Origin of the sequence: Rhodopseudomonas sp. BR0C11, from assembly GCF_010820945.1 — a bacterium.
Classification (GTDB): domain Bacteria; phylum Pseudomonadota; class Alphaproteobacteria; order Rhizobiales; family Xanthobacteraceae; genus Rhodopseudomonas; species Rhodopseudomonas palustris_H.
The window spans coordinates 1-24,542 of sequence record NZ_QTKI01000023.1; the positions used below are offsets into that span (position 1 = coordinate 1).

The following is a 24,542-nucleotide window of genomic DNA, read 5'->3' on the forward strand; positions in this document are numbered from 1 at the left end:
TCAACGGCATCGGCTTCGCATTCCCGGACTATGAGACGGTCTGGAAGGCCATGGATGGCGAGCTCGGCGGCTACGTCCGCGGCGAGATCCAGAAGGCCGGCCTGATGGTGATGGATAAGATCTGGGACAACGGCTTCCGCCAGACCACGTCCTCGACCAAGCCGATCAACGGCCCGGACGACTTCAAGGGCTTCAAGATCCGCGTGCCGGTGTCGCCGCTGTGGACCTCGATGTTCAAGGCGTTCGATGCAGCCCCCGCCTCGATCAATTTCAGCGAAGTCTATTCGGCGCTGCAGACCAAGGTGGTCGAAGGCCAGGAAAACCCGCTGGCGCTGATCTCGACCGCCAAGCTGTACGAAGTGCAGAAGTACTGCTCGCTGACCAACCACATGTGGGACGGCTTCTGGTTCCTGGCCAACCGTCGCGCCTGGGAGAAGCTGCCGCCGGACGTGCGCACGATCGTCGCCAAGCACATCAATGCTGCTGCGGTGAAGGAACGCGAAGACACCGCCAAGCTCAACGCCACAGTCAAGGAAGAGCTGACCGCCAAGGGCCTGCTGTTCAATCAGCCGCCGGTGATGCCGTTCCGCGACAAGCTGCGCAGCGCTGGCTTCTACGCCGAGTGGAAAGGCAAATACGGCGATCAGGCGTGGTCGCTGCTCGAGAAGTCCGTCGGCAAGCTGGCGTAACGGCTGGCCGATATGGCGAGCGCCGACGCTTCCCAGCTCACCGCCGGTGAACGGCTCCACGCGCCGCAGCGTAAGACGCTGATCGGCGCGCTGGAGGCTGGGCTCGGCCTGATGGTCGAGATTCCGGCGGCGATCCTGGTCGTCGTCGAGGTCGTCGTGCTGTTCGCCGGCGTGGTATCTCGCTACGTCTTCCACAGTCCGCTGATCTGGTCCGACGAGCTGGCGTCGATCCTGTTTCTGTGGCTGGCGATGTTCGGCGCGGCGGTCGCATTCCGTCGCGGCGAACACATGCGGATGACAGCGATGGTGGCGGGGGCCTCCCCGCGCCTGCGCGCCTGGCTCGATCTGGTCGGTATCTGCGCGGCACTGGCGTTCCTGCTGCTGATCGCCGCGCCGGCCTACGAATACGCCTATGAAGAGAGCTACATCACCACGCCGGCGCTGTCGCTCGCCAACAGCTGGCGCGCCGCGGCGTTGCCGGTCGGCATCGCGCTGATGGCGTTGTTCGCAGCTCTCCGGCTGATCCGGTTCGGTGATCTCAAGCTGGTGTTCGGCGCTGCGCTGACGGTCGCGCTGCTGATCGGCGCGTTCTGGCTGGCGCAGCCGCTGTTCAAGCCGCTCGGCAACCTCAATCTGGTGATCTTCTTCGTCGGCGTGGTGGCCACTTGCGTGTTCGCCGGCGTGCCGATCGCGTTCGGTTTCGGTCTGGCGATCTACGGCTACCTGGCGCTCACCACCACGACGCCGCTGCTGATCCTGGTCGGCCGGATGGACGAGGGCATGAGCCACCTCATCCTGCTGTCGGTGCCGCTGTTCGTCTTCCTCGGCCTGCTGATCGAGATGACCGGCATGGCGCGGGCGATGGTGGCGTTTCTCGCCAGCCTGCTCGGCCACGTCCGCGGCGGCCTGCATTACGTGCTGGTCGGCGCGATGTATCTGGTCTCCGGCATCTCCGGCTCCAAGGCCGCCGACATGGCCGCGGTGGCGCCGGTGCTGTTTCCCGAGATGAAGGAGCGCGGCGCGAAGCCGGGCGATCTGGTCGCCCTGCTCTCCGCCACCGGCGCCCAGACCGAGACCATTCCGCCGAGCCTGGTGCTGATCACCATCGGCTCGGTCACCGGAGTGTCGATCTCCGCGCTGTTCACCGGCGGCCTGCTGCCGGGCGTGGTGCTGGCGATCATGCTGTGCGGCCTGGTGTGGTGGCGCTATCGCGGCGAAGACCTCAGCCACGTCAAACGCGCGCGCGGCAGCGAGATCGGCAAGGCCTTTATCGTCGCCCTGCCCGCGCTGGCGCTGCCGTTCGTGATCCGCGCCGCCGTGGTCGAAGGCGTCGCCACCGCCACCGAAGTCTCGACCATCGGCATCGTCTATGCCGTGGTGGTCGGCATCCTGGTGTACCGCAAGTTTGATTGGCGCCGGCTGCGGCCGATGCTGGTCGAGACCGCGGCGCTCTCTGGGGCCATTCTGCTGATCATCGGCACCGCCACCGGCATGGCCTGGGGCCTGACGCAGTCCGGCTTTTCGCGGGCACTGGCGGCGGCAATGACCGGCCTGCCCGGCGGCTCGGCCACGTTCCTGGCGGTGTCGATCGTCGCCTTCGTCATCCTCGGCAGCGTGCTGGAAGGCATTCCGGCGATCGTGCTGTTCGGGCCGCTGCTGTTTCCGATCGCCCGCGCCGTCGGCATCCACGAGGTGCACTACGCCATGGTGGTGATCCTGGCGATGGGCATCGGATTGTTCGCGCCGCCGTTCGGCGTCGGCTATTATGCCGCCTGCGCGATCGGCCGCGTCGATCCCGCCGAAGGCATGCGCCCGATCTGGGGATATATGCTGGCGCTGTTGATCGGCTTGATCGTGGTCGCGGCGATCCCGTGGATCTCGATTGGATTCTTGTAGAGGCGCTGCGGGGAGAACGCAGCGGCGCCGTCGTGAAGTGAGAGGCAGGTCGTCATGAGCACCCCGCAAGGTCATTACAGCATCGGTCTGGACAAGACCCCGGCCAACTTCGTGCCGCTGTCACCGCTGAGCTTCCTGGAGCGCACCGCCAACGTTTATCCGGAGCTGACCTCCGTGGTGTACGAAGGTCGGCACTACACCTGGAAAGAAACCCGCGCGCGCTGCCGCCGCTTCGCCTCGTGGCTGACCCGGAGCGGCATCGGCCGCGGCGACACCGTGGCAGTGATGCTGCCCAACGTGCCGGCGATGGTCGAAGTTCATTTCGCGGTGCCGATGGCCGGCGCGGTGCTGAACGCGCTGAACATCCGGCTCGATGCCGCGGCGATCGCATTCCAGCTCGATCACGGCGGCGCCAAGATCATCCTGGTCGATCCGGAGTTTTCCAGCGTCGTCGCCGAAGCGCTGAAGCTGATGACCAAGCCGAAGCCGCTGGTGATCGACGTCGACGACAAGATGTTTCCCGGCAGCCACCGCATCGGTGAGCTCGAATACGAATATGCGGTCGCGTCCGGCGATCCGACCTTCGTCGGCCATCGGCCCGAGGACGAGTGGGACGCGATCTCGCTCGGCTACACCTCCGGCACCACCGGCAATCCGAAGGGCGTCGTCACGCATCATCGCGGCGCGTATCTCAACGCGGTCAGCAACATTCTCGCCGGCAATCTCGGCCAGCATCCGGTGTATCTGTGGACGCTGCCGATGTTCCACTGCAACGGCTGGTGCTTCCCGTGGACGATCGCAGCCGCGGCCGGAATCAACGTCTGCCTGCGCAAGGTCGATCCGGCCAAGATCTTCGAGCTGATCCCGAAGCACGGCGTCACCCACATGTGCGGCGCGCCGATCGTCTACAACGCGCTAATCAATGCGCCGGAGGCGCCGAAGGGGCCTGCGACGAAGCCGGTCATCGGCCTGATCGCCGGCGCGGCGCCGCCGATGGCGGTGTTGGCCGGCGCCGAGACCATCGGCATCAAGCTGACGCACGTGTACGGCCTGACCGAAGTGTACGGCCCCGCCTCGGTCTGCGCCGAGCAACCCGGCTGGGATGATCTGCCGGTCGCCGAGCGCGCCAAGCTGAAGCGCCGCCAGGGGGTGCCCTACCCGATGCAGGAAGCCGTCACCGTGCTCGATCCGGAGACGATGCAGGAGGTGCCGCGCGACGGCGAGACCATCGGCGAGGTGATGTTCCGCGGCAACATCGTGATGAAGGGCTATCTGAAGAACGAGAAAGCCACCAAGGAGGCGCTCGCCGGCGGCTGGTTCCACACCGGCGACCTCGGCGTGCTCGACGCCGACGGCTACGTCATCATCAAGGATCGCTCCAAGGACATCATCATCTCCGGCGGCGAGAACGTCTCGTCGGTCGAGGTCGAGGACGTCCTCTACAAACACCCGGCGATCCTGTTCGCCGCCGTGGTCGCCAAGCCCGACCCGAAATGGGGCGAAGTCCCCTGCGCCTTCGTCGAACTGAAGGACGGCGCCACCGCCACCGAAGCCGAGATCATCGCCTATTGCCGCGAACACCTCCCCGGCTTCAAGACGCCGAAGAGCATCGTATTCTCGTCGATCCCGAAGACATCGACTGGCAAGATCCAAAAGTTCATGCTGCGCGATCAGGTGAAATCGGCGAAGGCGATTTTGGAGTAGTTACTTCGCCCCAGTGTCATTGCGGGGGCGACCGCCAAGGACGACCCACTCTCGTTCGTCATTCCGGGGCGCGCGCAGCGCGAACCCGGAATCCCGAGGTGTTGAGCAAGGCCGTGCATGTTTCAGATTCCGGGTTCGCTCGCTGTCGCGAGCGACCCGGAATGACCGGTTGAGAGGTCAGCCGTCTATCTCCAGTCGCATCCCATCGAACCCCGGCACCACGCCTTCTGGCAGCTCTTTCCGCAGCGTCTCGTAGTCGATATCGGCGTGCATATTGGTGATCACGGCGCGCTTCGGTTTGAAGCGGGCGATCCATTTCAGTGCGGTTTCGATGTTGAAGTGGCTGGCGTGGTGCTTGTAACGCAGGCCGTCGATGATCCAGAGGTCGAGGCCTTCAAGGGCGCTGAAGCTCTGTTCGGGGATGTCGTGGACGTCGGGCGTGTAGGCCGCGCCGGCGATCCGATAGCCGAGCGCGGGGATATCGCCATGCTTCAGCAGAAACGCAGTCAGCGTCAGATCGCCGCCGGCGCCTGCGATCGTCTTGCTGTCGCCGGCCTCGATCTTCCGCGACTCTAGGATCGCTGGATATGAGCTGCCCGGCGCCTGCTTGAAGCAGTAGGCGAAACGGTACAGCACGTGCTCTCCGGTCGATTGGTTGAGATACACCGGGATGCGGCGCTTCATCGCCATCACCACGGAGCGCAGATCGTCGATGCCGTGGGTCTGGTCGGCGTGCTCGTGGGTGAGGAACACCGCGTCGAGATGATCGACGTCGGCGCAGATCAGTTGCTCGCGCAGGTCCGGCGAGGTGTCGATCAGCACGCGGGTGATGCCCCCGTCGGGCGTGATGCGCTCGGCCAGCAGCGAGCAGCGTAGCCGCCGGTTCTTCGGGTTGGACGGGTCCGCGGCGCCCCAGCCGAGTGCCGGGCGCGGCACGCCGGCGGAGGAGCCCGAGCCAAGGATGGTGAGCGTCAGCGTCATGCGGCGACCCCGATTGTCAAAGGCGTCATGCGGCGGCGGGCGCCGGCACCTTGCCGAACAGGCGGAAGAAGTTCTCGGTCGTCTGGCGGGCGATCTCGTCGAGCGACACGCCGCGGACCTCGGCCAGCACCTTGGCGGTCTCGACCACATAGGCGGGCTCGTTGCGCTTGCCGCGATATTTGCCCGGCGCCAGATACGGCGAGTCGGTCTCGACCATGACACGGTCGGCCGGCAGTTCGGCGGCGAGATCCCGCAGCGTCTGCGACTTCTTGAAGGTGAGAATGCCGGTGAAGGAAATCATCAGTCCGAGGTCGATGGCCTTCATCGCGAGATCGCGACCGCCGGTGTAGCAATGCAGCACCGCGCGAAAAGCTCCCTTCCCCATTTCGTCTTCGAGGATCTTGCCGCAGTCCTCGTCCGCCTCGCGGGTGTGGATCACCAGCGGCAGTCCGGTCTCACGCGCCGCCGCGATATGGGCGCGGAAGCCGCGCTCCTGCGCGGGACGCGAGCCCATCTCGTAGAAGTAATCGAGCCCGGCCTCGCCGAACGCCACCACTTTCGGGTGCTGCGCCAGCTTCACCAACTCATCGGCGGTGATGCCGTCTTCCTCGTCGGCATGATGCGGATGGGTGCCGACCGAGCAGTACACGTTGGGAAACCGCTCGGCGATCGCCACCAGATCCGGCAGCTTCTTGACCCGTGTCGAGATCGTCACCATCCGCCCCACTCCGCTCGCCTCGGCGCGGGCGACGATGCCGGCAAGATCGTCGGCAAAGTCGGGGAAGTCGAGATGGCAGTGGCTGTCGACCAGCATGGCGTCAGCTTGCCGCCGGCTCGACGTAGCGCGGGAAGATAGGCGCGGGGGCCGGAAGCGGCGTGCCCGGCACGATCCGGGTCGGCAGCGCCGCGAAGTTACGCGAACCTTCCGCAACGCCGAGGATGTCGAGCAGTTTCGCCGCCGAGGTCGGGATCGCCGGCTGCGCCAGGATCGCGATCTGCCGCAGCACTTCGGCGGTGACGTACAGCACCGTCTTCTGCCGCGCCGGATCGGTCTTGGCGAGCGCCCACGGCGCTTCGCCGGCGAAGTAACGGTTGGCTTCCGCCACCACCGCCCACACTGCGTTCAGCGCCTGATGGATCTGCTGCGTCGCCATCGCGGTCCGCGCCTGCGCGATCATGCCGTCGGCCATCGCCAGGATCGCGCTGTCGGTCTCGCTGAACACGCCGTGCTCGGGCACTTTGCCTTCGCACTGCTTGGCGATCATGGTGAGCGAACGCTGCGCCAGATTGCCGAGGTCGTTGGCGAGATCGGCGTTGATGCGGTTGACGATCGCCTCGTGATTGTAGCTGCCGTCAGAACCGAACGGCACCTCGCGCAGGAAGAAGTAGCGCACCTGATCGACGCCGTACTGGTCGGCCAGATTGAACGGGTCGACGATGTTGCCGACCGACTTCGACATCTTCTCGCCCTTGTTGAACAGGAAGCCGTGGGCGTAAACGCGCTTCTGGATCGGGATGCCCGCCGACATCAGGAACGCCGGCCAGTACACCGCATGGAAGCGGATGATGTCCTTGCCGATGACATGCACGTCGGCCGGCCAATAATGCCAGTTCTTGTCGGATTCATCCGGGAAGCCGACGCCGGTGATGTAGTTGGTCAGCGCGTCGACCCAGACATACATCACGTGCTCGGGATCGCCGGGCACCTTGACGCCCCAGTCGAACGTGGTGCGCGACACCGACAGATCCTTCAGCCCGCCCTTGACGAAGCTGACCACCTCGTTGCGGCGCGCGTCGGGGCCGATGAAGTCCGGCTGCTCCTCGTAGAGCTTCAACAGTCTGTCCTGATAGGCCGACAGTTTGAAGAAGTAGCTCTTCTCCTCGACCCACTCGACCGGCGTGCCCTGCGGGCCACGGCGAACGCCGTCCTCGCCGACGACGGTTTCATCCTCGGCGTAATAGGCTTCGTCCCGGACCGAGTACCAGCCGGAATAGCTGTCGAGATAGATGTCGCCGCTGGCCTGCATGCGCTTCCAGATTTCCTGGACGGACGCGTGATGCTGCTCCTCGGAGGTACGGATGAAGCGGTCGTAGGAGATGCCGAAGCGATCATCCATGTCGCGGAAGCGGCCGGCATTGCGGGCGGCAAGCTCAGCCGGCGTCATCCCCTCGCGCTGCGCGGTCTGGATCATCTTCAGGCCGTGCTCGTCGGTGCCGGTCAGGAAGAACACGTCCTTGCCGTCGAGCCGCTGGAACCGGGCCAGCGCGTCGGTCGCGATCGCCTCATAGGCGTGGCCGATATGCGGCGCACCGTTCGGATAGGAGATCGCCGTGGTGATGTAGAATGAATTTCGCTGCGCCATCTGCGCGGACGCCTTTCAAATCTGGATCGGTTGAGCGCGGCGGCGCTGACCATGCCGGGCGATCGATCGCCGGATCGGCGTCAGCGCACCGCCTCCGCGAGAAGCCCGAACACCGAAAATACCAGCGGTTTCCGCTCGAGATTGTAGGCTTCGGTGTCGCGTGCGGCGCGGCCGATCTTTTCCCATACCTCCGCCAGCCGTGCAAGGCGCGGCAGTTCCGCATTCGGATCGGGCGTGCGCAGCCGCGCCGCGACCCAGCGGTCGACGCCATCGACGAAGGCCTGCAGAGTCGCGCGATCGGTCCCGCCGATCGCATCGCCGAGCGCGTGCAGCGCGCGGGGATCGACATTCGGCAAGCTGTCGAGCAGCGCGGTCGTGGTCTGCTGCAGCGACAACGCGCCGCCGCCCATCAGCATCAGCGCCCGCGCGACGCTGCCTTCGGACGCGGCGGCTGCCTCGGCGAGTTGGGGATCGTCGGGGTCGAGACCGGTCGCATCGATCGCCGCGGCCATCACATCGGCAGTCGCGAGCGGGCGCAGCATCAGCTTGCGGCAGCGCGACTGGATCGTCGGCAATACCCGCGCCGGCGCATTCGACAGCAGCAGAAACAGCGAACGCTGCGGCGGCTCCTCGATCACCTTGAGCAAAGCGTTGGCCGAGTTGGCGTTGAGGTCGTCGACTGTGTCGACAATGCACACCCGCCAGCCTTCGACCGCAGCGGTGGCGCCGAAGAACGAAATCGTCTCGCGCGACTCATCGACGGTGATGACGTTGCGCAGCACGCCCTTCTCGTTCGCCGACCGCTCCAGCGTCAGCAGGCCGCCATGCGCCTCGGCGGCGATGTGGCGCGCCACCGGGTGGTCGGGATCGACCGCCAGCGAGGCCGCGCCCTGCACGGCCTCCGACTGCGGCTCGCGATGCGCCAGAACGAACCGAGCCATGCGGTAGGCCAGCGTCGCCTTGCCGATGCCCTGTGCACCACCGATCAGCCAGGCATGCGCGATCCGGCCGCCGCGATAGGCGTCAAGCAACGCCTGTTCGGCGGCATGATGGCCGAACAACGCCATGGTCTCGCGCGGATGGCGGACGGCGGACTCCTGCGGCTGAGCCTTAGCGGCGGTCTTGCGCGCGCTCATGCCGTTTTCGCCCCGGCGCGCGCTGGTTCGAGGAGGCGCAAGCGCACCGCCTGCCAGACCCGTTCGGCGACCTCCTCCGGCTCCGCATTGGCGTCGATCAGGACGCAGCGCTCGGGTTCGTCCACTGCGATCTGGCGAAACACCTCGCGCAGGCCGCGATGAAAATCGATCGCCTCGGATTCGAACCGGTCCGGTGTGTCTGTGCCTCGGCGGACCGCGGCGCGCGCCAGCCCGATCTCGACCGGAATATCGAGGATCACGGTGAGGTCAGGCTTCATGTCTCCGATCGTCACCTGTTGCAGGGCGTCGAGCAGGCCGAGGCTGACGGCGCCGAGCTTGCCCTGATAGGCGCGGGTCGAATCGTAAAACCTGTCGCAAAGTACCCATTCGCCACGCGTCAGCGCCGGCTCGATCAGGGTGCGGACGTGATCGTCGCGCGCAGCGGCGAACAACAGCGCCTCGGCGTCGGCGCCGCCGATCAGCTTGCCGATCCCCGCCAGCAGCGCGCTGCGGATCGCTTCCGCGCCGGGCGAGCCGCCGGGTTCGCGGGTCACCAGCGCGCGCAGCCGCGCCTTCTCCAGTCGCTTCGCCAGCAGTCTGATCTGAGTCGATTTGCCGGCGCCCTCTCCACCTTCAAAGGTGATGAAGCGCCCGCGCAATGAACGATTTGTCGGCTTCTTTTGAACCATGGTCAGAGCTTTGCCATGCCGGCCCGAACCAGGCCGATCGCCAGCTCGCTGGCTCCGTCGAGCGCGCGCCGCATGGTCGAGCCGACCGGATCGGCCTCGGCCGCCTTCAGCGGAACCTCGACTGCCAGATTGGGGCCTCGCCACACCCGGACCATTCCGACCCGCTGCCCGGACTCGACCGGAGCCGGCACCGGCCCTTGATACACGATCCGTGCGATCAGCTTGTCGCTGCCGTTCTTGCGCACCATCACGCGGACCGGCTCGGCCGGCGTCAGCGGAACGTAGCGCTTCTCGCCGCCGAACACCCGTGCGTAGCCGATCGTCGCGTCATTGGCGAACAACGACCGCGACTCGAAATTGCGGAAGCCCCATTCCAGCAGCTTCTTGGCTTCGCTGGCACGGTCATCGGCATCCTCGAGACCGTTCACCACCACGATCAGCCGCATCCCGTTCTGCACCGCCGAGCCGACCATGCCGTAGCCGCCCTCCTTGGTGTAGCCGGTCTTGAAGCCGTCGGCGCCCGGCATCGCATTCAGCAGCGGATTGCGATTGGTCTGCCGGATCTTGTTCCAGGTGAACTCCTTCTCACCGAACAGCGGGTAGTATTCGGGATAAGTCAGAATGATGTGGCGGGCGAGCTTCGCCAGTTCGCGCACGCTCATCTTGTTGTCTGGGTTCGGCAGCCCGGTGGAGTTGGCGAAGGTCGATTGCGTCAGCCCGATCTCGCGCGCCCGCTTGGTCATCTGCTCGACGAACGCCGCTTCGCTGCCGGCGATGCCCTCGGCCAGCACCATGCAGGAGTCGTTGCCGCTCTGGATGATCGCGCCGTGCAGCAGATTGTCGACCGAGATGATGCTGTGGATCTCGGCGAACATCGTCGAGCCCCCGGCCGGCGCGCCGCCATTGCGCCACGCATTCTCGCTCACCCGGTATTCCTGGGTGAGTTGAAGTTCGCCGGTCTTGAGCAGATGAAACACGGTTTCGACCGTCATCAGCTTCATCATGCTGGACGGCGCGCGCAATTCGTCGGCGTTCTTCTCGAACAGCACACTGCCGCTTTCGGCATCGACCAGGATGGCGCTCGGCGCCTGCGCCTCGAAACCGGAATCGTCCTTCTTGGCGCCCTGCACGCTCTGGTTGGCGGCGATCACCGGCCCTGCCCCGACCGCCACGGCGATCAGGCCCGCCAACAGGCCGCGCCAAAGGGACGAGCGCGGAGAAAGCAGCGAAGTCAGGACGGCCATCGACGGGATTTCCAGGGCAGCGTTACGACCGCCGGCCGTGCAACCGGCGCGGCCGTTTTCGATTGTGGTGACGGACGATCAATCCTACCGTGAGCGCACGCTCGCTTCCACACAAACTCAATAACAATCAGGGCGGATACACCATGGCTTCCACACGCACCGTCACCGTCAATGGCATCGAACTGTTCCTGCGTGAACAGGGTGAAGGTCCGCTGGTGGTCCTATGCCACGGCTGGCCGGAGCTGTCGTATTCGTGGCGGCACCAGATCGGCGCGCTCGCGGACGCGGGCTATCACGTGGTGGCGCCGGACATGCGCGGCTTCGGCCGCTCCTCGGCTCCCCAAGCGGTCGAAGCCTACAGCATCTTCGATCTGGTGGGCGACATGGTGGCGTTGGTGGCCGAACTCGGCGAAACTCGCGCCGCGATCATCGGCCATGATTGGGGCGCACCGGTCGCCTGGCACGCGGCGCAGTTTAGGCCGGATCTGTTCGCCGCGGTCGCGGGCCTCAGCGTGCCGCCGCCGTGGCGCGGCAAGGGCCGGCCGCTGGACCTCTTGCGCGCCTCCGGCATCACCAACTTCTATTGGCAGTATTTCCAGAAACCCGGCGTTGCCGAGGCCGAGTTCGAGCGCGATGTCGCTGGAACGATGCGCGGCATGCTGTGCGGCGGCTTCGCCGATCCGGCCCGCTCGCTGTTCGTGCCCGAAGGCCGCGGTTTCATCGGCCGGTCTGCCGCCACGTTGCCGCTGCCAAGCTGGCTGACCGAGGCCGAACTCGCCTTCTTCACCGAGCAATACAAAGAGAGCGGCTTCCGCGGGGGCCTCAACTGGTACCGCAATATCGATCGCAACTGGGAGCTGACCGCGCCCTGGCAAGGCGCTCAGATTCGCCAGCCCGCCGCGTTCGTTGCCGGCAGCAACGACCCGGTGATTTCCGACAAGATGAGCGGTAAGCATCTCGCCGCGATCGAGCGGGTGCTTCCCAATCTGAAACACAAGCTCATCATCGACGGCGCCGGACATTGGACCCAGCAGGAAAAGCCCGCCGAAGTGAATGCGGCGCTGATCGCGTTTCTGAAGGAAAACTACTGAAACGATTGGAGCGGCTGGATCGAGCCGCTCAATACAGGCCGCGGGCCGACAGCAGGTTGCCGATCTCGTCGTTGCGGCGGACCGGGGCGCTGGCCGGTTCTGCATCGGCTTCTTCGGAGCCGACATTGTAAGAGACTGCGCGCGGGTTCGGCGCCAGCGCCTGCCGGTTGGAGCGGCTGCTGCGCGAGGCCGAGACTTCGGTGGTGGCGCCGACTGAGGCTACGTCCATCGAGGTGTTGCCGAGCGAGTACGGGCGCCCTTCCGGCAGCGGAATGTCGCCGCGGATCCGGCCGCCTCCGCTGCTGGCGCTCGCGCTGCCAAAGTCCGGCACGAACGGCTTGGCCGACGCGATGCGGACGCCGGTGGGCGCCGGAGCCGGTTCGCCCTGACGCAGCGTCGCGATCAACTGCCGGTCGTCGGAGCCTTCGAGCGGCGCCCGGCCGACATATTCGACCCGCACCTTCGCGGTGCCTCTGTGTTTGAATTCAAGCAGTTCGGCGGCTTTGTTCGAAACGTCGATGAGCCGGTTGCCGTGATACGGGCCGCGGTCGTTGATGCGCACGATCAGCGACCGGCCGTTGGCCATATTGGTCACCCGGGCGTAGCTCGGGATCGGCAGGGTCGGATGCGCCGCTGACAGCGACGCCATGTCGAACACTTCGCCGTTGGCCGTCAGCCGGCCATGGAAGTCATCGCCGTACCAGGAGGCCAAGCCTTCGGCGCGGTAATGCGGATTCTCTTCAGGAACGTAGGTGCGGCCGGCAACCACGTAAGGCTTGCCGACCCGATAGGTACCGCCGCCCTTCGGCACGGGCTCGCCAAAGGCGACCACGCGCGGGCTCGACGACACGCCGTATTTCGGATCAAGCCGGCTGAATTGGCCGTTCTGGGCACAATTGGCAAGGACAAGGCAGGCACCCGCAGCGACCACGACACGCGCGGCACGGCCTTTGGAATCTCGCTCGCGAATCCCCATGAGTCCCCGAATACCATTCCCGCAGCCCGCGCCCAACTCGGCGCTTCCCCAGCCGCGACCGATGCACGCCCATTCCCGCATCGGTTGGGACCATATCGCACAGCGAACACGGCGAAAATGGGACCGCTCAAACTTGATGGATTGATGGTTAAGGCTTTTTCGGTCCACCAGCTGCACCACCGAACGCTCTTCATCGCACGCTTGCCCCCGCACGCCGATTCGCGGAACACTGCGCCGCAGAGTGAAAGGACCGCCTGTGACCGCCCCCCTTCTCGATCGCACTCCGTCCCGTACAGATCTCGCCTGGGCGATCGCCCTCGGGGGCATTGCAACTGTGTCGTTCGCCGCGCTGCTCTATGCTTCGTGGCAGTTCGCCGGCACGCTATTCCTGATCTTTGCCGGCGTGCTGTTTGGCGTCTTCCTCAATGCGCTGACCGAGCTCACGGGCAAGCTGGTCGGCGGGCCACATGGCCTGCGGCTGGCGCTGATTTGCCTGGTGCTGACCAGCCTCACGATCGGCGTGGCATTTCTCGGCGGCAACACCATCAGCCAGCAGGCCAAGGCGCTGTCCGGCACGATCAAGACTCAGATCGTCAACGTGAAGGCATTCCTCGAGCGCAATGGCGTCGATACCGGCTTCCTCGAGCTCAACACCACGCCAAGCGCAGCGCACCCCGAAACCACGACGCCCGTTCAGCCACGCAACCTGCCGAGCGCCGGCGAAATCGCTTCCGGCGGTGGCGCGATCGTCAGCCAGACCCTGAAGCTGATCCTCGGCACCATCGGTGCCGTCGGCAACTTCTTCATCGTTATGTTTCTCGGGCTGGCCTTCGCGGCGCAGCCTTCGGTGTATCGCAACGGATTGGTGCGGATGGTGCCGCGGCGCTATCGGGCGCAGGCAGATGTCATCGTCACCGACACCGGCGAGATGTTGAAGCGCTGGCTGCTGGCGCAGCTGATCACCATGATGGCGGTATTCGCCGTGACCGCGACCGGCCTGTCGCTGATCGGAATTCCTGGAGCGTTCATCCTCGGCATCCAGGCCGGCCTGCTCGCCTTCATCCCGACCGTGGGCGCGATACTGGGCGGGCTGATCATCGTGCTCGCCGCGATCGGCTCCGGCTGGATCGCCGTGGTCAGCGCCTTCGTGCTGTTCCTCGGCGTCCACGCGCTCGAAAGCTACATCCTGACGCCGTTGATCCAGCGTCAGGCCATCGACATCCCGCCGGCCACGCTGTTCGCGATGCAGATCCTGCTCGGCATCGTGTTCGGGCTGTGGGGGCTGGCGCTGGCGTTGCCGCTGATGGCGATCGGCCGGGTCGTGCTCGACCATCTGCGCGGCGAGGAGCCGGCCGAGCTGATCGCTCCCGCCGGCGCCGCACCGCTGGCGATTACCCCTGAGACGTAAGCACCGTCTCGGTGTGCTCGACATCCGGCGGCGCGGCGAAGAAGCCGCCGACGAGGCCGCGCCACTCGGTGAAGTTCTCCGAGCCGCGGAAGTCGACGGTGTGGTTCTCCAGCGTCTGCCACTTCACCATCAGGCGGTAGCGCTGCGGCTTCTCGATCGACTTGTGCAACTCGAAGCCGCAGAACCCTTTGGAGCGGCCGAACGCCTCGCGCGCCTTGGCGACCGCGGCTTCGAAGTCGGCCTCGCTGCCGGGTTTGACGTCGATCTGTGCGATTTCGGTGATCATGCGCGTGCGCCTCGTCCGTGATGGGACGAGCGTCTTATCGCACCGGGCGGCGCAATTGAAGCGGTCGGAAGCGGCGGCTTAGGCCACCGCCTGCCCGACCTCGCCGCCTCGCGCGACAACCTGATGCTCGCGTGCCTGCGCGGCCTTGCGCCGGCTCTCCTCGAGCGACACCGGCTGCTCCACGGTCGCGACCACGCGGTTCCGGCCGCCGCGCTTGGCTTGATAGAGCGCAGTGTCGGCCGCGGCGAGCAGCACCTCGAGCTCGACACCCGCCGGCCCGCCGGCGACGCCGATCGAGACCGTGGTCGCCACCGGCGCGTCGTCGACCTCGATTCCGCAATTCTGGAAAGCCTCGCGGACGCGGTCGGCCGCGGTGACCGCCTCGTCGATCGGGCACGGCAGCAGCGCGGCGAACTCCTCGCCGCCGATCCGACCCGACAGGTCCGAAATACGTAGCGAATTGGTAACGATGGCGGCAAACAGCTTCAGTACTTCGTCGCCGGCCGGGTGACCGAACCGGTCGTTGATCGACTTGAAGTGGTCGATGTCGAAGATCAGCGCCGACACCGGCCGGCCGGCTATCGCTTCGCGCTCGATCATCCGGGCGCACGCTTCGGAGAAGCCGCGGCGGTTGAGCATGCCGGTCAGCGGGTCCAGCGACGCGGCGGTCTTGTGCAAGCTGACCGAACGCTCGGACACCAGCATGAAGATCACGAACACGGTGCCGATCGCATACAGCACCAGTTCAACGGCAAACAGCACCACCCAGACGTTACCCGCGAAGCCGGAATGCGGCGACGGCCACAGATCGGCCAGGACGATCGGCAGCATCAACACGGCCCCATGCAGCAGCGGCACCACCATCGTCGGCCAGCGCCGATGCATCGCTTTGCGACGTTCGGCGGCGAGCTGGCTGGCGGTCAGACCGGCATAGGCGGCGACGATCGCGGCGCCGATCGTCATCCGGAGCGCGTCCTGCTCGGGCGGCAGGCTGGTGACGGCGGCGAGCCAGGCAAGCGCGCCGAGGAACAGCCCCGGCCAGTTCGGCTTCATGCCATGGAACACCCGAGCTGCGTTCCACATCATCCCGCAGGCGATAAAGCCGAGGCTGGCCATCGCCAGCGTGATCACCTCGCCGAACACCGGCGTGAGGATGGTCCACAGCGCCACCGTGATGGCTCCGAGCAGGTAGGCGTTTCCCCACCAGTTCAGGGCCGGGATTTTCTCCTGGCGGCCGAAATAGTGCAGCATCACACCGAGCAGCGCGCAGATCAGAGTCGCAACAAGGAACAGTGTCGAGATATCGAGCGACATGGTGGGGTACTCGGTGGTGGCTTCCGGTGATGGCATTTCAACACCGCGGGCGCGGCGCTGATCCCCTCATGCAGGCGATTTGACTCCGGGTGAATTGAAATCGCGTTTGTTCGACAGGTCCGATTTGTCCGATAACTCGCTGGAAATTGCCGACAATTTGCTTGCAAAGCCAGGCTCGCCGGTAAGCTTGGCCCCGGCCGCTTGCACCATTCCAAACGGCAACAAAAAAGGGCGCCCCGCAGGGGCGCCCTTTGGATCGACCGGTGAGACCGGGAAAGATTAGCGCTTCGAGAACTGGAAGGAGCGGCGGGCCTTGGCCTTGCCGTACTTCTTACGCTCGACGACGCGGCTGTCGCGGGTCAGGAAGCCGCCCTTCTTCAGCACGCTGCGCAGCTCCGGCTCGAAATTGGTGAGCGCCTTGGAGATGCCGTGACGAACCGCACCGGCCTGGCCGGACAGGCCGCCGCCGGCGACGGTGCAGATCACGTCGTACTGGCCGGCACGGGCCGCGGCGACCAGCGGCTGCTGGATCATCATGCGCAGCACCGGACGGGCGAAGTAGGTTTCGACCTCACGGCTGTTGACGGTGATCTTGCCGGCGCCCGGCTTGATCCAGACGCGGGCAACCGCGTCCTTGCGCTTGCCGGTGGCGTAGGCGCGACCGAACTTGTCGACCTTCTTGGTGTAGGTCGGCGCGTCCGCGGCAGCGACGGTGGTCTTCAGCGCGGCGAGCTGGTCGAGAGACTGCATGGTCTCGGACATCTTATGCGGCCCTCATGTTCTTGCGGTTCATCGCACCGATGTCGAGCTTCTCGGGCTGCTGAGCTTCGTGCGGGTGTTCGGCGCCGGGATAGACGCGCAGGTTGCCCATCTGGACGCGGCCGAGCGGACCGCGCGGGATCATGCGCTCAATCGCCTTCTCAACCACGCGCTCCGGGAAACGACCTTCGAGGATCGCCTTCGCAGAGCGCTCCTTGATGCCGCCGATGAAGCCGGTGTGATGGTAGTAAACCTTGTTGTCGCGCTTGCGACCGGTCAGCACCACCTTCGAGGCGTTGATGATGATGACATTGTCGCCGCAGTCGACGTGCGGGGTGTAGGTCGGGAGGTGCTTGCCGCGCAGGCGCATCGCGACCAGCGTGGCGAGCCGGCCGACCACGAGACCGGTGGCGTCAATAATGACCCACTTCTTCGTGACTTCGGCGGGCTTGGCCGAAAACGTCTTCATGAGAATGATCCATGACAGGGGGAATTCGGTGCACGAAGCACCGGACTTCGGGCGCTTGTAGAGAAGCACCGCTTTCGCGTCAATCCCTCTCGGTCTGAATTTCGCTTGTTAAACCAGATGGTTACAAATAAGGTGCAATAATACCTTCTAAAACATCAAGCTACTGGAATGGAATAGGTCGACGTCACATGGGCGATCGGATCCGGCGAGGTGCCGGACAGCAGCGTCACCTCCCCGACCGCCAGCCGCCGGCCGAGCTTCAACAGCTTGGCGACCGCGACGACATCCTGACCGGGTTGGCCCTTCCGCAGGAAATTGATGTTGAGATTGGTGGTGACTGCGAGCGCGACCGGGCCGATCGCCGACAGCAGCACGACGTACATGGCGAAGTCCGCCAGCGCCATCAGGGTCGGCCCCGAGACGGTTCCGCCCGGGCGCAGCATCCGATCGCTGTAGCGCTGCCGTAACAGAGATGTGCGACCATCGGCGGTCTCGATCGAAATGTCACCGTGGCTGAACGCCTGCGGGAACTCGCGCTGCAGAAATTCTTCGAGTTCGGCTACGCCCATCCTCGCATGTGTCATGTCGTTCCCGCCCCTGCTCTCGCTTCGTTCGGCTTGTTACAATAAGGTGACGCTCGTTCCCAGCGCTTCATTTTGTTCCCGGACGTCGCCATGACCGTGTTGCCCGCTTTCGCTGCGACCCAGCCTTCACCGATTCTGTTGCGCGAGACCGTCGATGGCGGTGTTGCAGTGCTGACGTTGAACCGCCCTGCGGCGCGCAACAGCCTGTCGCTGGAGATGATCGACGATCTGCACGCGGCGCTGGATCTGATCGGCCGCGATGACGGCGTACGCGTCGTGGTGATCGCCGCCAATGGACCCGCGTTCTGCGCCGGCCACGACCTCAAGGAGCTGACCGCGCATCGCAACGACGCTGATCGCGGCCGTGCCAGCTTTACCCGGATCATGACCGCCTGCAGCGCGATGATGCAGGCGATCGTCAAGCTGCCCAAGCCGGTGATCGCGGCGGTGCAAGGCGTCGCCACCGCGGCAGGCTGTCAGCTGGTTGCGAGCTGCGATCTCGCGATCGCGTCCGAGCAGGCGACCTTCGCGACGCCCGGCGTCGATATCGGACTGTTCTGCTCCACCCCGATGGTGGCGCTGTCCCGCAACGTTCCGCGCAAGAACGCGATGCACATGCTGCTGACCGGCGAGCCGGTCGGCGCCGAAGAGGCCCGGCAGATCGGCCTGATCAATCGCGTGGTGCCGCACGGCACCGAGCGCGCGGCCGCGGTCGCGCTGGCCGAGCAGATCGCCGGCAAGTCGGCCCATACCATCAAGATCGGCAAGGAAGCGTTCTACCGCCAGGCCGAGCTCAACCTCGCCGACGCCTATCACTACGCCTCGCAGGTGATGGCCGAGAATATGATGGCCGCCGATGCCGAAGAAGGCATTTGCGCCTTCCTGGAAAAGCGCCAGCCGGAATGGAAGGATCGTTGATCCGCCCTTCGACCATGCCCCGTCATTGCGAGCGAAGCGAAGCAATCCAGGGCCAAGCACCGGAAGCTGGATTGCTTCGTCGCTTCGCTCCTCGCAATGACGGACTTGTAAGATGAACCACGACAGCTACTCCGACAACTACATCCGCGCGATCCTGAATGGTGTGAAGACGATTGCGATGGTCGGGGCATCGCCGCTCAACGTGCGGCCGAGCTACTTCGTGTTCAAATATCTCACCGAGCGCGGCTACGACGTCATTCCGATCAATCCCGGACAGGTCGGCAACAGCCTGCTCGGCAAGCCGTTCGTTGCGTCGCTGAAGGACATCGACCGGCCGATCGACATGGTCGACGTGTTTCGCGGCTCCGCGCATGTGATGCCGGTCGTCAATGAGGTGCTGTCGCTGTCGCCGCTGCCGAAAGTGATCTGGATGCAGATCGGGGTGCGCAGCGACGAAGCCGCCGCAAAGGCGGAAGCCGCCGGCCTCAAGGTGGTGATGGATCGCTGCCCGAAGATCGAATACGGCCGGTTGTCGTCGGAGATCTCCTGGATGGGGGTGAATTCGCGCACCCTCAGCGCCAAGCGCGCGCCGATTCCGGTCAAGGGAATGCGGCTGTCGCTCGATCGTCAGAGCGTCGCCGGCGCCAATACTGCCGCGTCCGACCGCGCCGTGAAAAGCCGCAACGAGGCGGGCTGAACGCCGCAGCGCGGCTGCCCCGCCCGCGCTTGACCTGATCCGGGGTTCCGATCAGATAGCTCAACCATCAGCCAGAGTACGGAGGGATCGACCATGACCGAACGCAACCCGGGATTCGCGACGCTCGCGGTCCATGCCGGCGCCCAGCCCGATCCCACCACCGGTGCGCGCGCGACGCCGATCTATCAGACCACGTCTTACGTGTTCAACGATGCCGACCACGCCGCCTCGTTGTTTGGCCTGCAGGCGTTCGGCAACATCTACACCCGCATCACCAACCCGACGACCTCGGTGCTCGAAGAGCGTGTCGCCGCGCTGGAAGGCGGCACCGCCGCGCTCGCCACTGCGTCGGGCCACGCCGCGCAGCTCGTCGCGCTGCAGCAGTTGATGCAGCCGGGTGATGAATTTATCGCTGCGCGAAAACTCTATGGCGGGTCGATCAATCAGTTCACCCACGCCTTCAAGAGCTTCGGCTGGAACGTGGTGTGGGCCGACACCGACGATGTCGCCAGCTTCCAGCGTGCAGTGTCGCCGAAGACCAAGGCGATCTTCATCGAGTCGATCGCCAATCCGGGCGGCAGCATCACCGACATCGAGGCGATTGCGGAAGTCGCGCGCAATGCCGGCGTGCCGCTGATCGTCGACAATACGCTGGCGACGCCCTATTTGATCCGCCCGATCGATCATGGCGCGGACATCGTGGTGCATTCGCTCACCAAGTTCCTCGGCGGCCATGGCAATTCGCTCGGCGGCATCATCGTCGATGCCGGCACCTTCGATTGGTCGAAGGACGGCAAGTATCCGATGCTGAGCGAGCCGCGGCCCGAATATCACGGCCTGAAGATCCAGGAGACGTTCGGCAACTTTTCGTTCGCAATCGCCTGCCGCGTGCTCGGCCTGCGCGATCTCGGCCCGGCGCTGTCGCCGTTCAACGCCTTCATGCTGCTGACCGGCATCGAGACGCTGCCGCTGCGGATGCAGAAGCACTGCGAAAACGCCAAGGCGATCGCCGAATTTCTCTCCACCCACAAGGCGGTCGATGAGGTCAACTACTCCGGCCTCGCCTCCAGCAAATACGCCGCCCTCGCCCGAAAATACGCGCCGAAGGGCGCCGGCGCGGTGTTCACCTTCAGCCTCAAGGGCGGCTATCAGGCCGGCGTCGATCTCGTCGCCAATCTGAAGCTGTTCTCGCATCTGGCCAATGTCGGCGACACCCGGTCGCTGATCATTCACCCGGCCTCGACCACCCACAGCCAGCTCGACGACGCCCAGAAGACCGCGGCCGGTGCCGCGCCCAACATGGTGCGGGTGTCGATCGGCATCGAGGACAAGGATGACCTGATCGCCGATCTCGACCAGGCGCTCGGCGGCTAACCGGGAAAACACTGGAGCAGCGTCGTCGAGGAGCCGGCGATGGGTAGCGGCCATTTCGAACTGCGGCGGCTGGAAGCGCTCAGCAACACCGTGTTCGGCGTCGCGATGACGCTGCTCGCCTACCAGGCGCCGCGCGAGAAGTTCGCCGGCGGCGATCCGCAGTGGCACGAGATCTGGCACGTCTACGGTGCCTTCGTCTCGACGCTGCTGCTCAGCTTCATCGTCGCCGGGATGTTCTGGTACAGCCATCAGCAGCGGCTGGCCTACGCCACACACGCCGGCCGCAGCGAGGTGATCGGCAAACTGTTCTTCCTGTTGTCGATCATCCTGCTGCCGGTGACCTGCGGCCTTTACGGCAACAACTACGACTCGCCCAACGTGACCACGCTGTACGGCTTCAATCTCTGGCTGATCGCGCTGTTCAACACCGCGCTCTGGGCCATGGCGGTCGCACCGCGTGGCGACTGGCTGAAGCTGGCGACGCCGGCATTTTCGTTTGTGCTGTTCAGCTTCGCGACATTGGTCTGCCTCGTCGAACCGCACTGGCCGAAATTCATCTGGCCGCTGGCGTTCCTGTCGCCCGCAATCAGCGCGTGGAGCGAGAAGCGGCGATAGCGGCTCTGCATGACGGCATTGGTCGCCGCGATCAAAGTCGCCGGGGCCGCCAGGGTTTGGCAGCCCCAAGCATCGTACGGGCACGCTCCGCAGATCCACCCGATCGAAGAACGGCCCGACCAGGACTCCTCAGGACTAAGCCTGGCCGGGATCGACCAGGAGCTTGATGCAGGCGTCGGCCTTCGACAGCGTCGAGAAGGCCGCAGCCACGCCCCCGCGTCCGACTGTCCCCGAGATCAGGGGGGAGACGTCGCAGTGTCCCTCCGCGATCGCGTGCAGCGTGGCGGCGAATTCGGCGGGGCTGTAGCCGAACACAAACCGCAACGACAGCTGTTTGTTGATCGCCAGCGACGGCTCGATCGTATCGCTTTCCATGCAGACGCCGACCACGATGATGGTCGCCGTCGGCGGGGATTTCTCGATCAGCTGCTGCAGCATGCCCGGCACGCCCACGCATTCGAACACCACGGCATCGCGGATCGAACGCCCCTGCAGCGTCGCGGCGCCGAAGCTCGCCAAGGTCGCGGGAACGTCGAGAGCCTCCCAGCGATCGTGTGGCGAGTGCTCGTCTGGATCAATCACCACGTCGGCGCCGAGCGCCACCGCAGCGGCGCGGCGATGCGGTGAGAAGTCGCTGGCGATGACCGGACCGATCCCCCGCGCCTTGAGCGCGGCGATCACCGACAGACCGACCGGACCGCAGCCGATCACCAAGGCCACACTGCGCGGTGTCAGCGGAGCACTGGCAACGGCATGTGCGCCGACCGCCATCGGCTCGGTGAGCGCAGCGCGCACGTCGTCAAGCCCATTCGGCACCTCGAGCAGCAGCGCCTCTTGCAGCACCATTCGCTCGGCAAAGCCGCCGGGAAAGCGGTTCGAGTAGCCGACGAGTTCGCTGCCCGCCGGGCCGAATGCGGCCGGCACCGAAACCACCTTGGTGCCTGGAGGCAACCTCTTGTTGCAGCCAGGACCGTGATCGACCACTTCGGCGCAGAACTCATGGCCGAACACGACGTCCTGGGAAGGGTCGAGGCTGGGTCGCCCGCCGGCGCGGCGGGTGAGCGATATCATGTGATCGAGATGATGAAGCGCGTGAAGATCCGATCCGCAAATCCCGCAAACCAGCGTCTTCACCAGCACCTGGCCCTCGCCCGGTGTGACTTCGGCGATGTCTGTGTCGACCAGCTGGCCGGCACGCCTGACGACAGCCTTCATTGCGCACCTCCCGCCAGAGCGTTCATGACGCGCGGCAGATTGGGTTGCCCAGTGTGCGCGGTCAGTCCGCCATCGACCGGCATGGCAACGCCGGTGACGTATGACGCGGCATCGGAGGCGAGGAAGGCGATGACTTGCGCGATCTCCGCTTGGCTCGCGAACCGGCCGATCGGAACCCGATCTTCCCAGTCGGCGCGCAGACCCGGGATACCCTGAACGCCTGCGAGGATCGGCGTGTCGACCGGACCAGGGCACACGGCATTGACCCGTATTCCATCACGCGCATGATCGATTGCTGCGGTGCGGGTGAAATTGATCACGCCGGCCTTCGCAGCGTTGTAGGCCGCGAATCCGAAGTCGCCGGCGAGGCCCGAAGCCGAGGCGGTGTTGACGATCGCCCCTGCCCGCAGGGCGACCATCACCGGCAACGCGGCTTTGCAGCCGAAGAACACGCCGTCGAGATTGATCGCGAGCACCTTTTTCCAGTCTTCGACCGGCAGTGCAGCAATCGACGACAGGCTGCCAATCCCAGCGTTGTTGACCAGCACATCGATCCGCCTGAAGGCAGCTACCGCACCGTCGATCAGTGCTGTCACCGATCCGAAATCGGACACGTCGGTGGTGATGAACCGTGTGCGCTCGGCGCCGAGTTCAGCCACCAAGGCATTACCCGCCGCCGCATCGAGGTCGCCGATCACCACGCTCGCGCCTTCGGCGTGAAGGAGCCGTGCGGTCGCCGCGCCGATGCCGGATGCTCCACCTGTGATCACCGCGACTTTGTCGCGAAAGCGCGTGCGCTCATTCATCCTCTTGTCCTCCCTGTTCGATGCTTATAATTATAGTGCACTATAATAACAGCGCGGCAGACGCTGCAACAGGGAGGAATGAGATGGCAGAACAGGATCGCCTGGTCGGCGGACAATTACTGGCAAAGACGCTGAAGGCCGCTGGGGTCAGCCAGGCGTTTGCGCTGCACGGCGGACATCTCGAAGCGCTGCTTAAGGGATGCATCGAGGAAGACATCGCCCTGATCGATTTCCGTCACGAGTCGTCGGCCGGCCACGCTGCCGACGCGTATGCGCGTGCGACCGGCAAGCTTGGGGTCTGCATCGTCACCGCCGGGCCCGGCTTCACCAACGCGCTGTCGGCGATGACAAATGCGCAGCTCGATGGTTCACCGGTGCTGTTCATCGTCGGTGCGCCGCCGCTCCGCGAGATCGAAACCAATCCGCTTCAGGGCGGGATCGATCAGGTCGCGATCGCGCGGCCGGCGGTGAAATGGGCGTTCTCGATTCCCAGCACGGAGCGGATTGCCGATCTCACCGCGATGGCGATCCGCAAGGCGATGACGCTGCCGCGCGGCGCCGTTCTGCTCGAAGTACCGATCGACGTGTTGCACATGAGCGTCGCGGCCGGGCGTGCTACTCCTCCGGCTGGTGTCGGCGTCAATCCGCGCCCCGCGCCTGCCCCGGCTGAGGTTGCGCGATTGGCTGAACTGCTGCAGGCGGCCAAGCGTCCCGTGCTGATCGCTGGCAATGGCGCAGCTAATCGCGAAACCGCGGAGGCGCTGCGGGCGCTGTGTACGAGAGTCCCGTTGCCGGTTTTCACCAAGTCACTTGCGTCAGGCGTTTTGCCGCCGGGCCACCCTTGCAATGGCGGTGCGGCCGGCAACCTCGCCTTGCTGCCAATGCTCGGGATCGAACGGCCGGATCTGGTCATCCTGCTGGGCGGCAAGCTCGGCCTGTTGCTCGGCGGGCGTTCGGGCGTGCTGGTGCCGCACGGCGCAACGCTGGTGCAAATCCACGGCGATGCGGCCGAGATGGGCCGGATCCGCGATGTCGATCTGGCCATCCTGGCGGACTGCACCGAGGCAACACGCGCGCTCGACGCTGCTGTGAAAGACGACCGGTTCCAGGAAATGGAGGCTTGGCGGGCGCAGGCCGTCTCGGCAACTGGGCTGTTCGCGACCAGGTTTCCCGAGAAAGAAACCACACGAGGCATCCATCCGTATCGCGCGGCCCGCGCCGTGGCTGACGCGGCTGGGCCGGAGGCGACCTATGTTTTCGATGGCGGGGAAGCGGCGTCGTGGGGCGCAGCTGCAGCGGTCGTCGACCGGCCGGGAGCGCTGCTCAGT

At 65.4% G+C, this 24,542-nt stretch carries 24 protein-coding genes; 10 read left to right on the forward strand and 14 right to left on the reverse strand.

The genetic code is table 11. The annotated features are described in order from the left end of the window. From DYI24_RS03750 to DYI24_RS03760, 3 genes are all read left to right on the forward strand, one after another. Positions 1–689 (forward strand): TRAP transporter substrate-binding protein (locus DYI24_RS03750; protein WP_164571312.1); only part of this gene is annotated, 689 nt, incomplete at its 5' end. Positions 690–701: 12 nt separating this feature from the next. Continuing rightward, positions 702–2,585, forward strand: coding sequence for a TRAP transporter large permease (locus tag DYI24_RS03755; protein WP_107344704.1), 1,884 nt, complete (start codon positions 702–704; stop codon positions 2,583–2,585). A gap of 54 nt (positions 2,586–2,639) precedes the next feature. Continuing rightward, complete coding sequence (locus DYI24_RS03760; RefSeq protein WP_164571313.1) at positions 2,640–4,289, forward strand: acyl-CoA synthetase; 1,650 nt, start codon at positions 2,640–2,642, stop codon at positions 4,287–4,289. Between the two features lie 177 nt (positions 4,290–4,466). Here the strand turns inward: DYI24_RS03760 and DYI24_RS03765 are convergent, their stop codons facing one another. The 6 genes from DYI24_RS03765 to DYI24_RS03790 all read right to left on the reverse strand — a co-directional run bounded on the left by DYI24_RS03765 (position 4,467) and on the right by DYI24_RS03790 (position 10,702). Next, the gene (locus DYI24_RS03765; protein ID WP_164571314.1) at positions 4,467–5,270 is read right to left on the reverse strand and encodes an MBL fold metallo-hydrolase; all 804 of its coding nucleotides are present in this window, start codon (positions 5,268–5,270) and stop codon (positions 4,467–4,469) included. A 25-nt stretch (positions 5,271–5,295) separates the two neighbouring features. Beyond that, positions 5,296–6,084, reverse strand: a complete 789-nt coding sequence (locus DYI24_RS03770) for a TatD family hydrolase (RefSeq protein WP_164571315.1) — start codon at positions 6,082–6,084, stop codon at positions 5,296–5,298. Between the two features lie 4 nt (positions 6,085–6,088). Continuing rightward, entirely contained in the window at positions 6,089–7,633 is a 1,545-nt protein-coding gene (metG, locus tag DYI24_RS03775) for a methionine--tRNA ligase (RefSeq protein WP_164571316.1), read from the reverse strand. A gap of 80 nt (positions 7,634–7,713) precedes the next feature. Continuing rightward, positions 7,714–8,769: a DNA polymerase III subunit delta' gene (locus tag DYI24_RS03780; protein WP_164571317.1), complete on the reverse strand. Its 1,056-nt coding sequence runs from the start codon at positions 8,767–8,769 to the stop codon at positions 7,714–7,716. Continuing rightward, positions 8,766–9,458: a dTMP kinase gene (gene tmk, locus DYI24_RS03785; protein ID WP_164571318.1), complete on the reverse strand. Its 693-nt coding sequence runs from the start codon at positions 9,456–9,458 to the stop codon at positions 8,766–8,768. Before tmk ends, DYI24_RS03780 begins: the two co-directional genes overlap by 4 nt. 2 nt (positions 9,459–9,460) lie before the next feature. Beyond that, entirely contained in the window at positions 9,461–10,702 is a 1,242-nt protein-coding gene (locus DYI24_RS03790; protein ID WP_164571319.1) for a D-alanyl-D-alanine carboxypeptidase family protein, read from the reverse strand. Between the two features lie 143 nt (positions 10,703–10,845). Here DYI24_RS03790 and DYI24_RS03795 point away from each other — a divergent pair, with 143 nt between their 5' ends. Further along, complete coding sequence (locus DYI24_RS03795; protein ID WP_164571320.1) at positions 10,846–11,793, forward strand: alpha/beta fold hydrolase; 948 nt, start codon at positions 10,846–10,848, stop codon at positions 11,791–11,793. A gap of 28 nt (positions 11,794–11,821) precedes the next feature. Here DYI24_RS03795 and DYI24_RS03800 read toward each other — a convergent pair whose 3' ends face one another. Continuing rightward, positions 11,822–12,769, reverse strand: a complete 948-nt coding sequence (locus DYI24_RS03800) for a septal ring lytic transglycosylase RlpA family protein (protein ID WP_107344695.1) — start codon at positions 12,767–12,769, stop codon at positions 11,822–11,824. Positions 12,770–13,025: 256 nt separating this feature from the next. Here DYI24_RS03800 and DYI24_RS03805 point away from each other — a divergent pair, with 256 nt between their 5' ends. Then, a complete protein-coding gene (locus DYI24_RS03805; protein WP_107344694.1) occupies positions 13,026–14,177 on the forward strand; it encodes an AI-2E family transporter in 1,152 nt (383 codons plus the stop codon). Here the strand turns inward: DYI24_RS03805 and DYI24_RS03810 are convergent. The 5 genes from DYI24_RS03810 to DYI24_RS03830 all read right to left on the reverse strand — a co-directional run bounded on the left by DYI24_RS03810 (position 14,161) and on the right by DYI24_RS03830 (position 17,589). Next, entirely contained in the window at positions 14,161–14,463 is a 303-nt protein-coding gene (locus DYI24_RS03810) for an antibiotic biosynthesis monooxygenase family protein (protein ID WP_107344693.1), read from the reverse strand. The genes DYI24_RS03805 and DYI24_RS03810 overlap by 17 nt on opposite strands. Before the next feature lie 78 nt (positions 14,464–14,541). After that, positions 14,542–15,777 carry a GGDEF domain-containing protein gene (locus tag DYI24_RS03815; RefSeq protein WP_164571327.1) on the reverse strand — a complete coding sequence of 412 codons (1,236 nt, stop codon included), beginning with the start codon at positions 15,775–15,777 and terminating at the stop codon, positions 14,542–14,544. A gap of 279 nt (positions 15,778–16,056) precedes the next feature. Continuing rightward, positions 16,057–16,539: a 30S ribosomal protein S9 gene (gene rpsI, locus DYI24_RS03820; RefSeq protein WP_107344691.1), complete on the reverse strand. Its 483-nt coding sequence runs from the start codon at positions 16,537–16,539 to the stop codon at positions 16,057–16,059. Position 16,540: 1 nt separating this feature from the next. Further along, the gene (gene rplM, locus DYI24_RS03825; protein WP_011158318.1) at positions 16,541–17,005 is read right to left on the reverse strand and encodes a 50S ribosomal protein L13; all 465 of its coding nucleotides are present in this window, start codon (positions 17,003–17,005) and stop codon (positions 16,541–16,543) included. Between the two features lie 155 nt (positions 17,006–17,160). After that, a complete protein-coding gene (locus DYI24_RS03830; protein WP_107344690.1) occupies positions 17,161–17,589 on the reverse strand; it encodes a PaaI family thioesterase in 429 nt (142 codons plus the stop codon). 90 nt (positions 17,590–17,679) lie between these two features. Here DYI24_RS03830 and DYI24_RS03835 point away from each other — a divergent pair, with 90 nt between their 5' ends. From DYI24_RS03835 to DYI24_RS03850, 4 genes are all read left to right on the forward strand, one after another. Then, the gene (locus DYI24_RS03835) at positions 17,680–18,507 is read left to right on the forward strand and encodes an enoyl-CoA hydratase (RefSeq protein ID WP_164571321.1); all 828 of its coding nucleotides are present in this window, start codon (positions 17,680–17,682) and stop codon (positions 18,505–18,507) included. A gap of 112 nt (positions 18,508–18,619) precedes the next feature. Next, the gene (locus DYI24_RS03840) at positions 18,620–19,204 is read left to right on the forward strand and encodes a CoA-binding protein (protein ID WP_164571322.1); all 585 of its coding nucleotides are present in this window, start codon (positions 18,620–18,622) and stop codon (positions 19,202–19,204) included. A 93-nt stretch (positions 19,205–19,297) separates the two neighbouring features. Then, positions 19,298–20,578, forward strand: a complete 1,281-nt coding sequence (locus DYI24_RS03845) for an O-acetylhomoserine aminocarboxypropyltransferase (protein ID WP_107344687.1) — start codon at positions 19,298–19,300, stop codon at positions 20,576–20,578. Between the two features lie 39 nt (positions 20,579–20,617). Continuing rightward, positions 20,618–21,193: a TMEM175 family protein gene (locus DYI24_RS03850; RefSeq protein ID WP_164571323.1), complete on the forward strand. Its 576-nt coding sequence runs from the start codon at positions 20,618–20,620 to the stop codon at positions 21,191–21,193. A 135-nt stretch (positions 21,194–21,328) separates the two neighbouring features. On the opposite strand, the gene DYI24_RS03855 is transcribed toward DYI24_RS03850, so the two are convergent. After that, positions 21,329–22,408, reverse strand: a complete 1,080-nt coding sequence (locus tag DYI24_RS03855; RefSeq protein WP_164571324.1) for a zinc-binding dehydrogenase — start codon at positions 22,406–22,408, stop codon at positions 21,329–21,331. Further along, entirely contained in the window at positions 22,405–23,214 is an 810-nt protein-coding gene (gene budC, locus DYI24_RS03860) for a meso-2,3-butanediol dehydrogenase (protein ID WP_164571325.1), read from the reverse strand. Before budC ends, DYI24_RS03855 begins: the two co-directional genes overlap by 4 nt. 83 nt (positions 23,215–23,297) lie before the next feature. On the opposite strand from budC, the gene DYI24_RS03865 reads away from it, so the two are divergent. Beyond that, positions 23,298–24,542 (forward strand): thiamine pyrophosphate-binding protein (locus DYI24_RS03865; RefSeq protein ID WP_164571326.1); only part of this gene is annotated, 1,245 nt, incomplete at its 3' end.

Excerpts from the sequence above, each read along its gene's own strand:
- DYI24_RS03770 (WP_164571315.1), bottom strand. The coding sequence starts at position 6,084 with ATGCTGGTCGACAGCCACTGCCATCTCGACTTCCCCGACTTTGCCGAC.
- DYI24_RS03850 (WP_164571323.1), top strand. The coding sequence starts at position 20,618 with ATGGGTAGCGGCCATTTCGAACTGCGGCGGCTGGAAGCGCTCAGCAAC.
- DYI24_RS03765 (WP_164571314.1), bottom strand. The coding sequence starts at position 5,270 with ATGACGCTGACGCTCACCATCCTTGGCTCGGGCTCCTCCGCCGGCGTG.
- DYI24_RS03835 (WP_164571321.1), top strand. The coding sequence starts at position 17,680 with ATGACCGTGTTGCCCGCTTTCGCTGCGACCCAGCCTTCACCGATTCTG.
- DYI24_RS03830 (WP_107344690.1), bottom strand. The coding sequence starts at position 17,589 with ATGACACATGCGAGGATGGGCGTAGCCGAACTCGAAGAATTTCTGCAG.
- rpsI (WP_107344691.1), bottom strand. The coding sequence starts at position 16,539 with ATGTCCGAGACCATGCAGTCTCTCGACCAGCTCGCCGCGCTGAAGACC.
- DYI24_RS03760 (WP_164571313.1), top strand. The coding sequence starts at position 2,640 with ATGAGCACCCCGCAAGGTCATTACAGCATCGGTCTGGACAAGACCCCG.
- DYI24_RS03780 (WP_164571317.1), bottom strand. The coding sequence starts at position 8,769 with ATGAGCGCGCGCAAGACCGCCGCTAAGGCTCAGCCGCAGGAGTCCGCC.
- DYI24_RS03755 (WP_107344704.1), top strand. The coding sequence starts at position 702 with ATGGCGAGCGCCGACGCTTCCCAGCTCACCGCCGGTGAACGGCTCCAC.
- tmk (WP_164571318.1), bottom strand. The coding sequence starts at position 9,458 with ATGGTTCAAAAGAAGCCGACAAATCGTTCATTGCGCGGGCGCTTCATC.
- DYI24_RS03855 (WP_164571324.1), bottom strand. The coding sequence starts at position 22,408 with ATGAAGGCTGTCGTCAGGCGTGCCGGCCAGCTGGTCGACACAGACATC.
- rplM (WP_011158318.1), bottom strand. The coding sequence starts at position 17,005 with ATGAAGACGTTTTCGGCCAAGCCCGCCGAAGTCACGAAGAAGTGGGTC.
- DYI24_RS03790 (WP_164571319.1), bottom strand. The coding sequence starts at position 10,702 with ATGGCCGTCCTGACTTCGCTGCTTTCTCCGCGCTCGTCCCTTTGGCGC.
- DYI24_RS03815 (WP_164571327.1), bottom strand. The coding sequence starts at position 15,777 with ATGTCGCTCGATATCTCGACACTGTTCCTTGTTGCGACTCTGATCTGC.
- DYI24_RS03845 (WP_107344687.1), top strand. The coding sequence starts at position 19,298 with ATGACCGAACGCAACCCGGGATTCGCGACGCTCGCGGTCCATGCCGGC.
- DYI24_RS03840 (WP_164571322.1), top strand. The coding sequence starts at position 18,620 with ATGAACCACGACAGCTACTCCGACAACTACATCCGCGCGATCCTGAAT.
- metG (WP_164571316.1), bottom strand. The coding sequence starts at position 7,633 with ATGGCGCAGCGAAATTCATTCTACATCACCACGGCGATCTCCTATCCG.
- DYI24_RS03795 (WP_164571320.1), top strand. The coding sequence starts at position 10,846 with ATGGCTTCCACACGCACCGTCACCGTCAATGGCATCGAACTGTTCCTG.
- DYI24_RS03810 (WP_107344693.1), bottom strand. The coding sequence starts at position 14,463 with ATGATCACCGAAATCGCACAGATCGACGTCAAACCCGGCAGCGAGGCC.
- budC (WP_164571325.1), bottom strand. The coding sequence starts at position 23,214 with ATGAATGAGCGCACGCGCTTTCGCGACAAAGTCGCGGTGATCACAGGT.
- DYI24_RS03800 (WP_107344695.1), bottom strand. The coding sequence starts at position 12,769 with ATGGGGATTCGCGAGCGAGATTCCAAAGGCCGTGCCGCGCGTGTCGTG.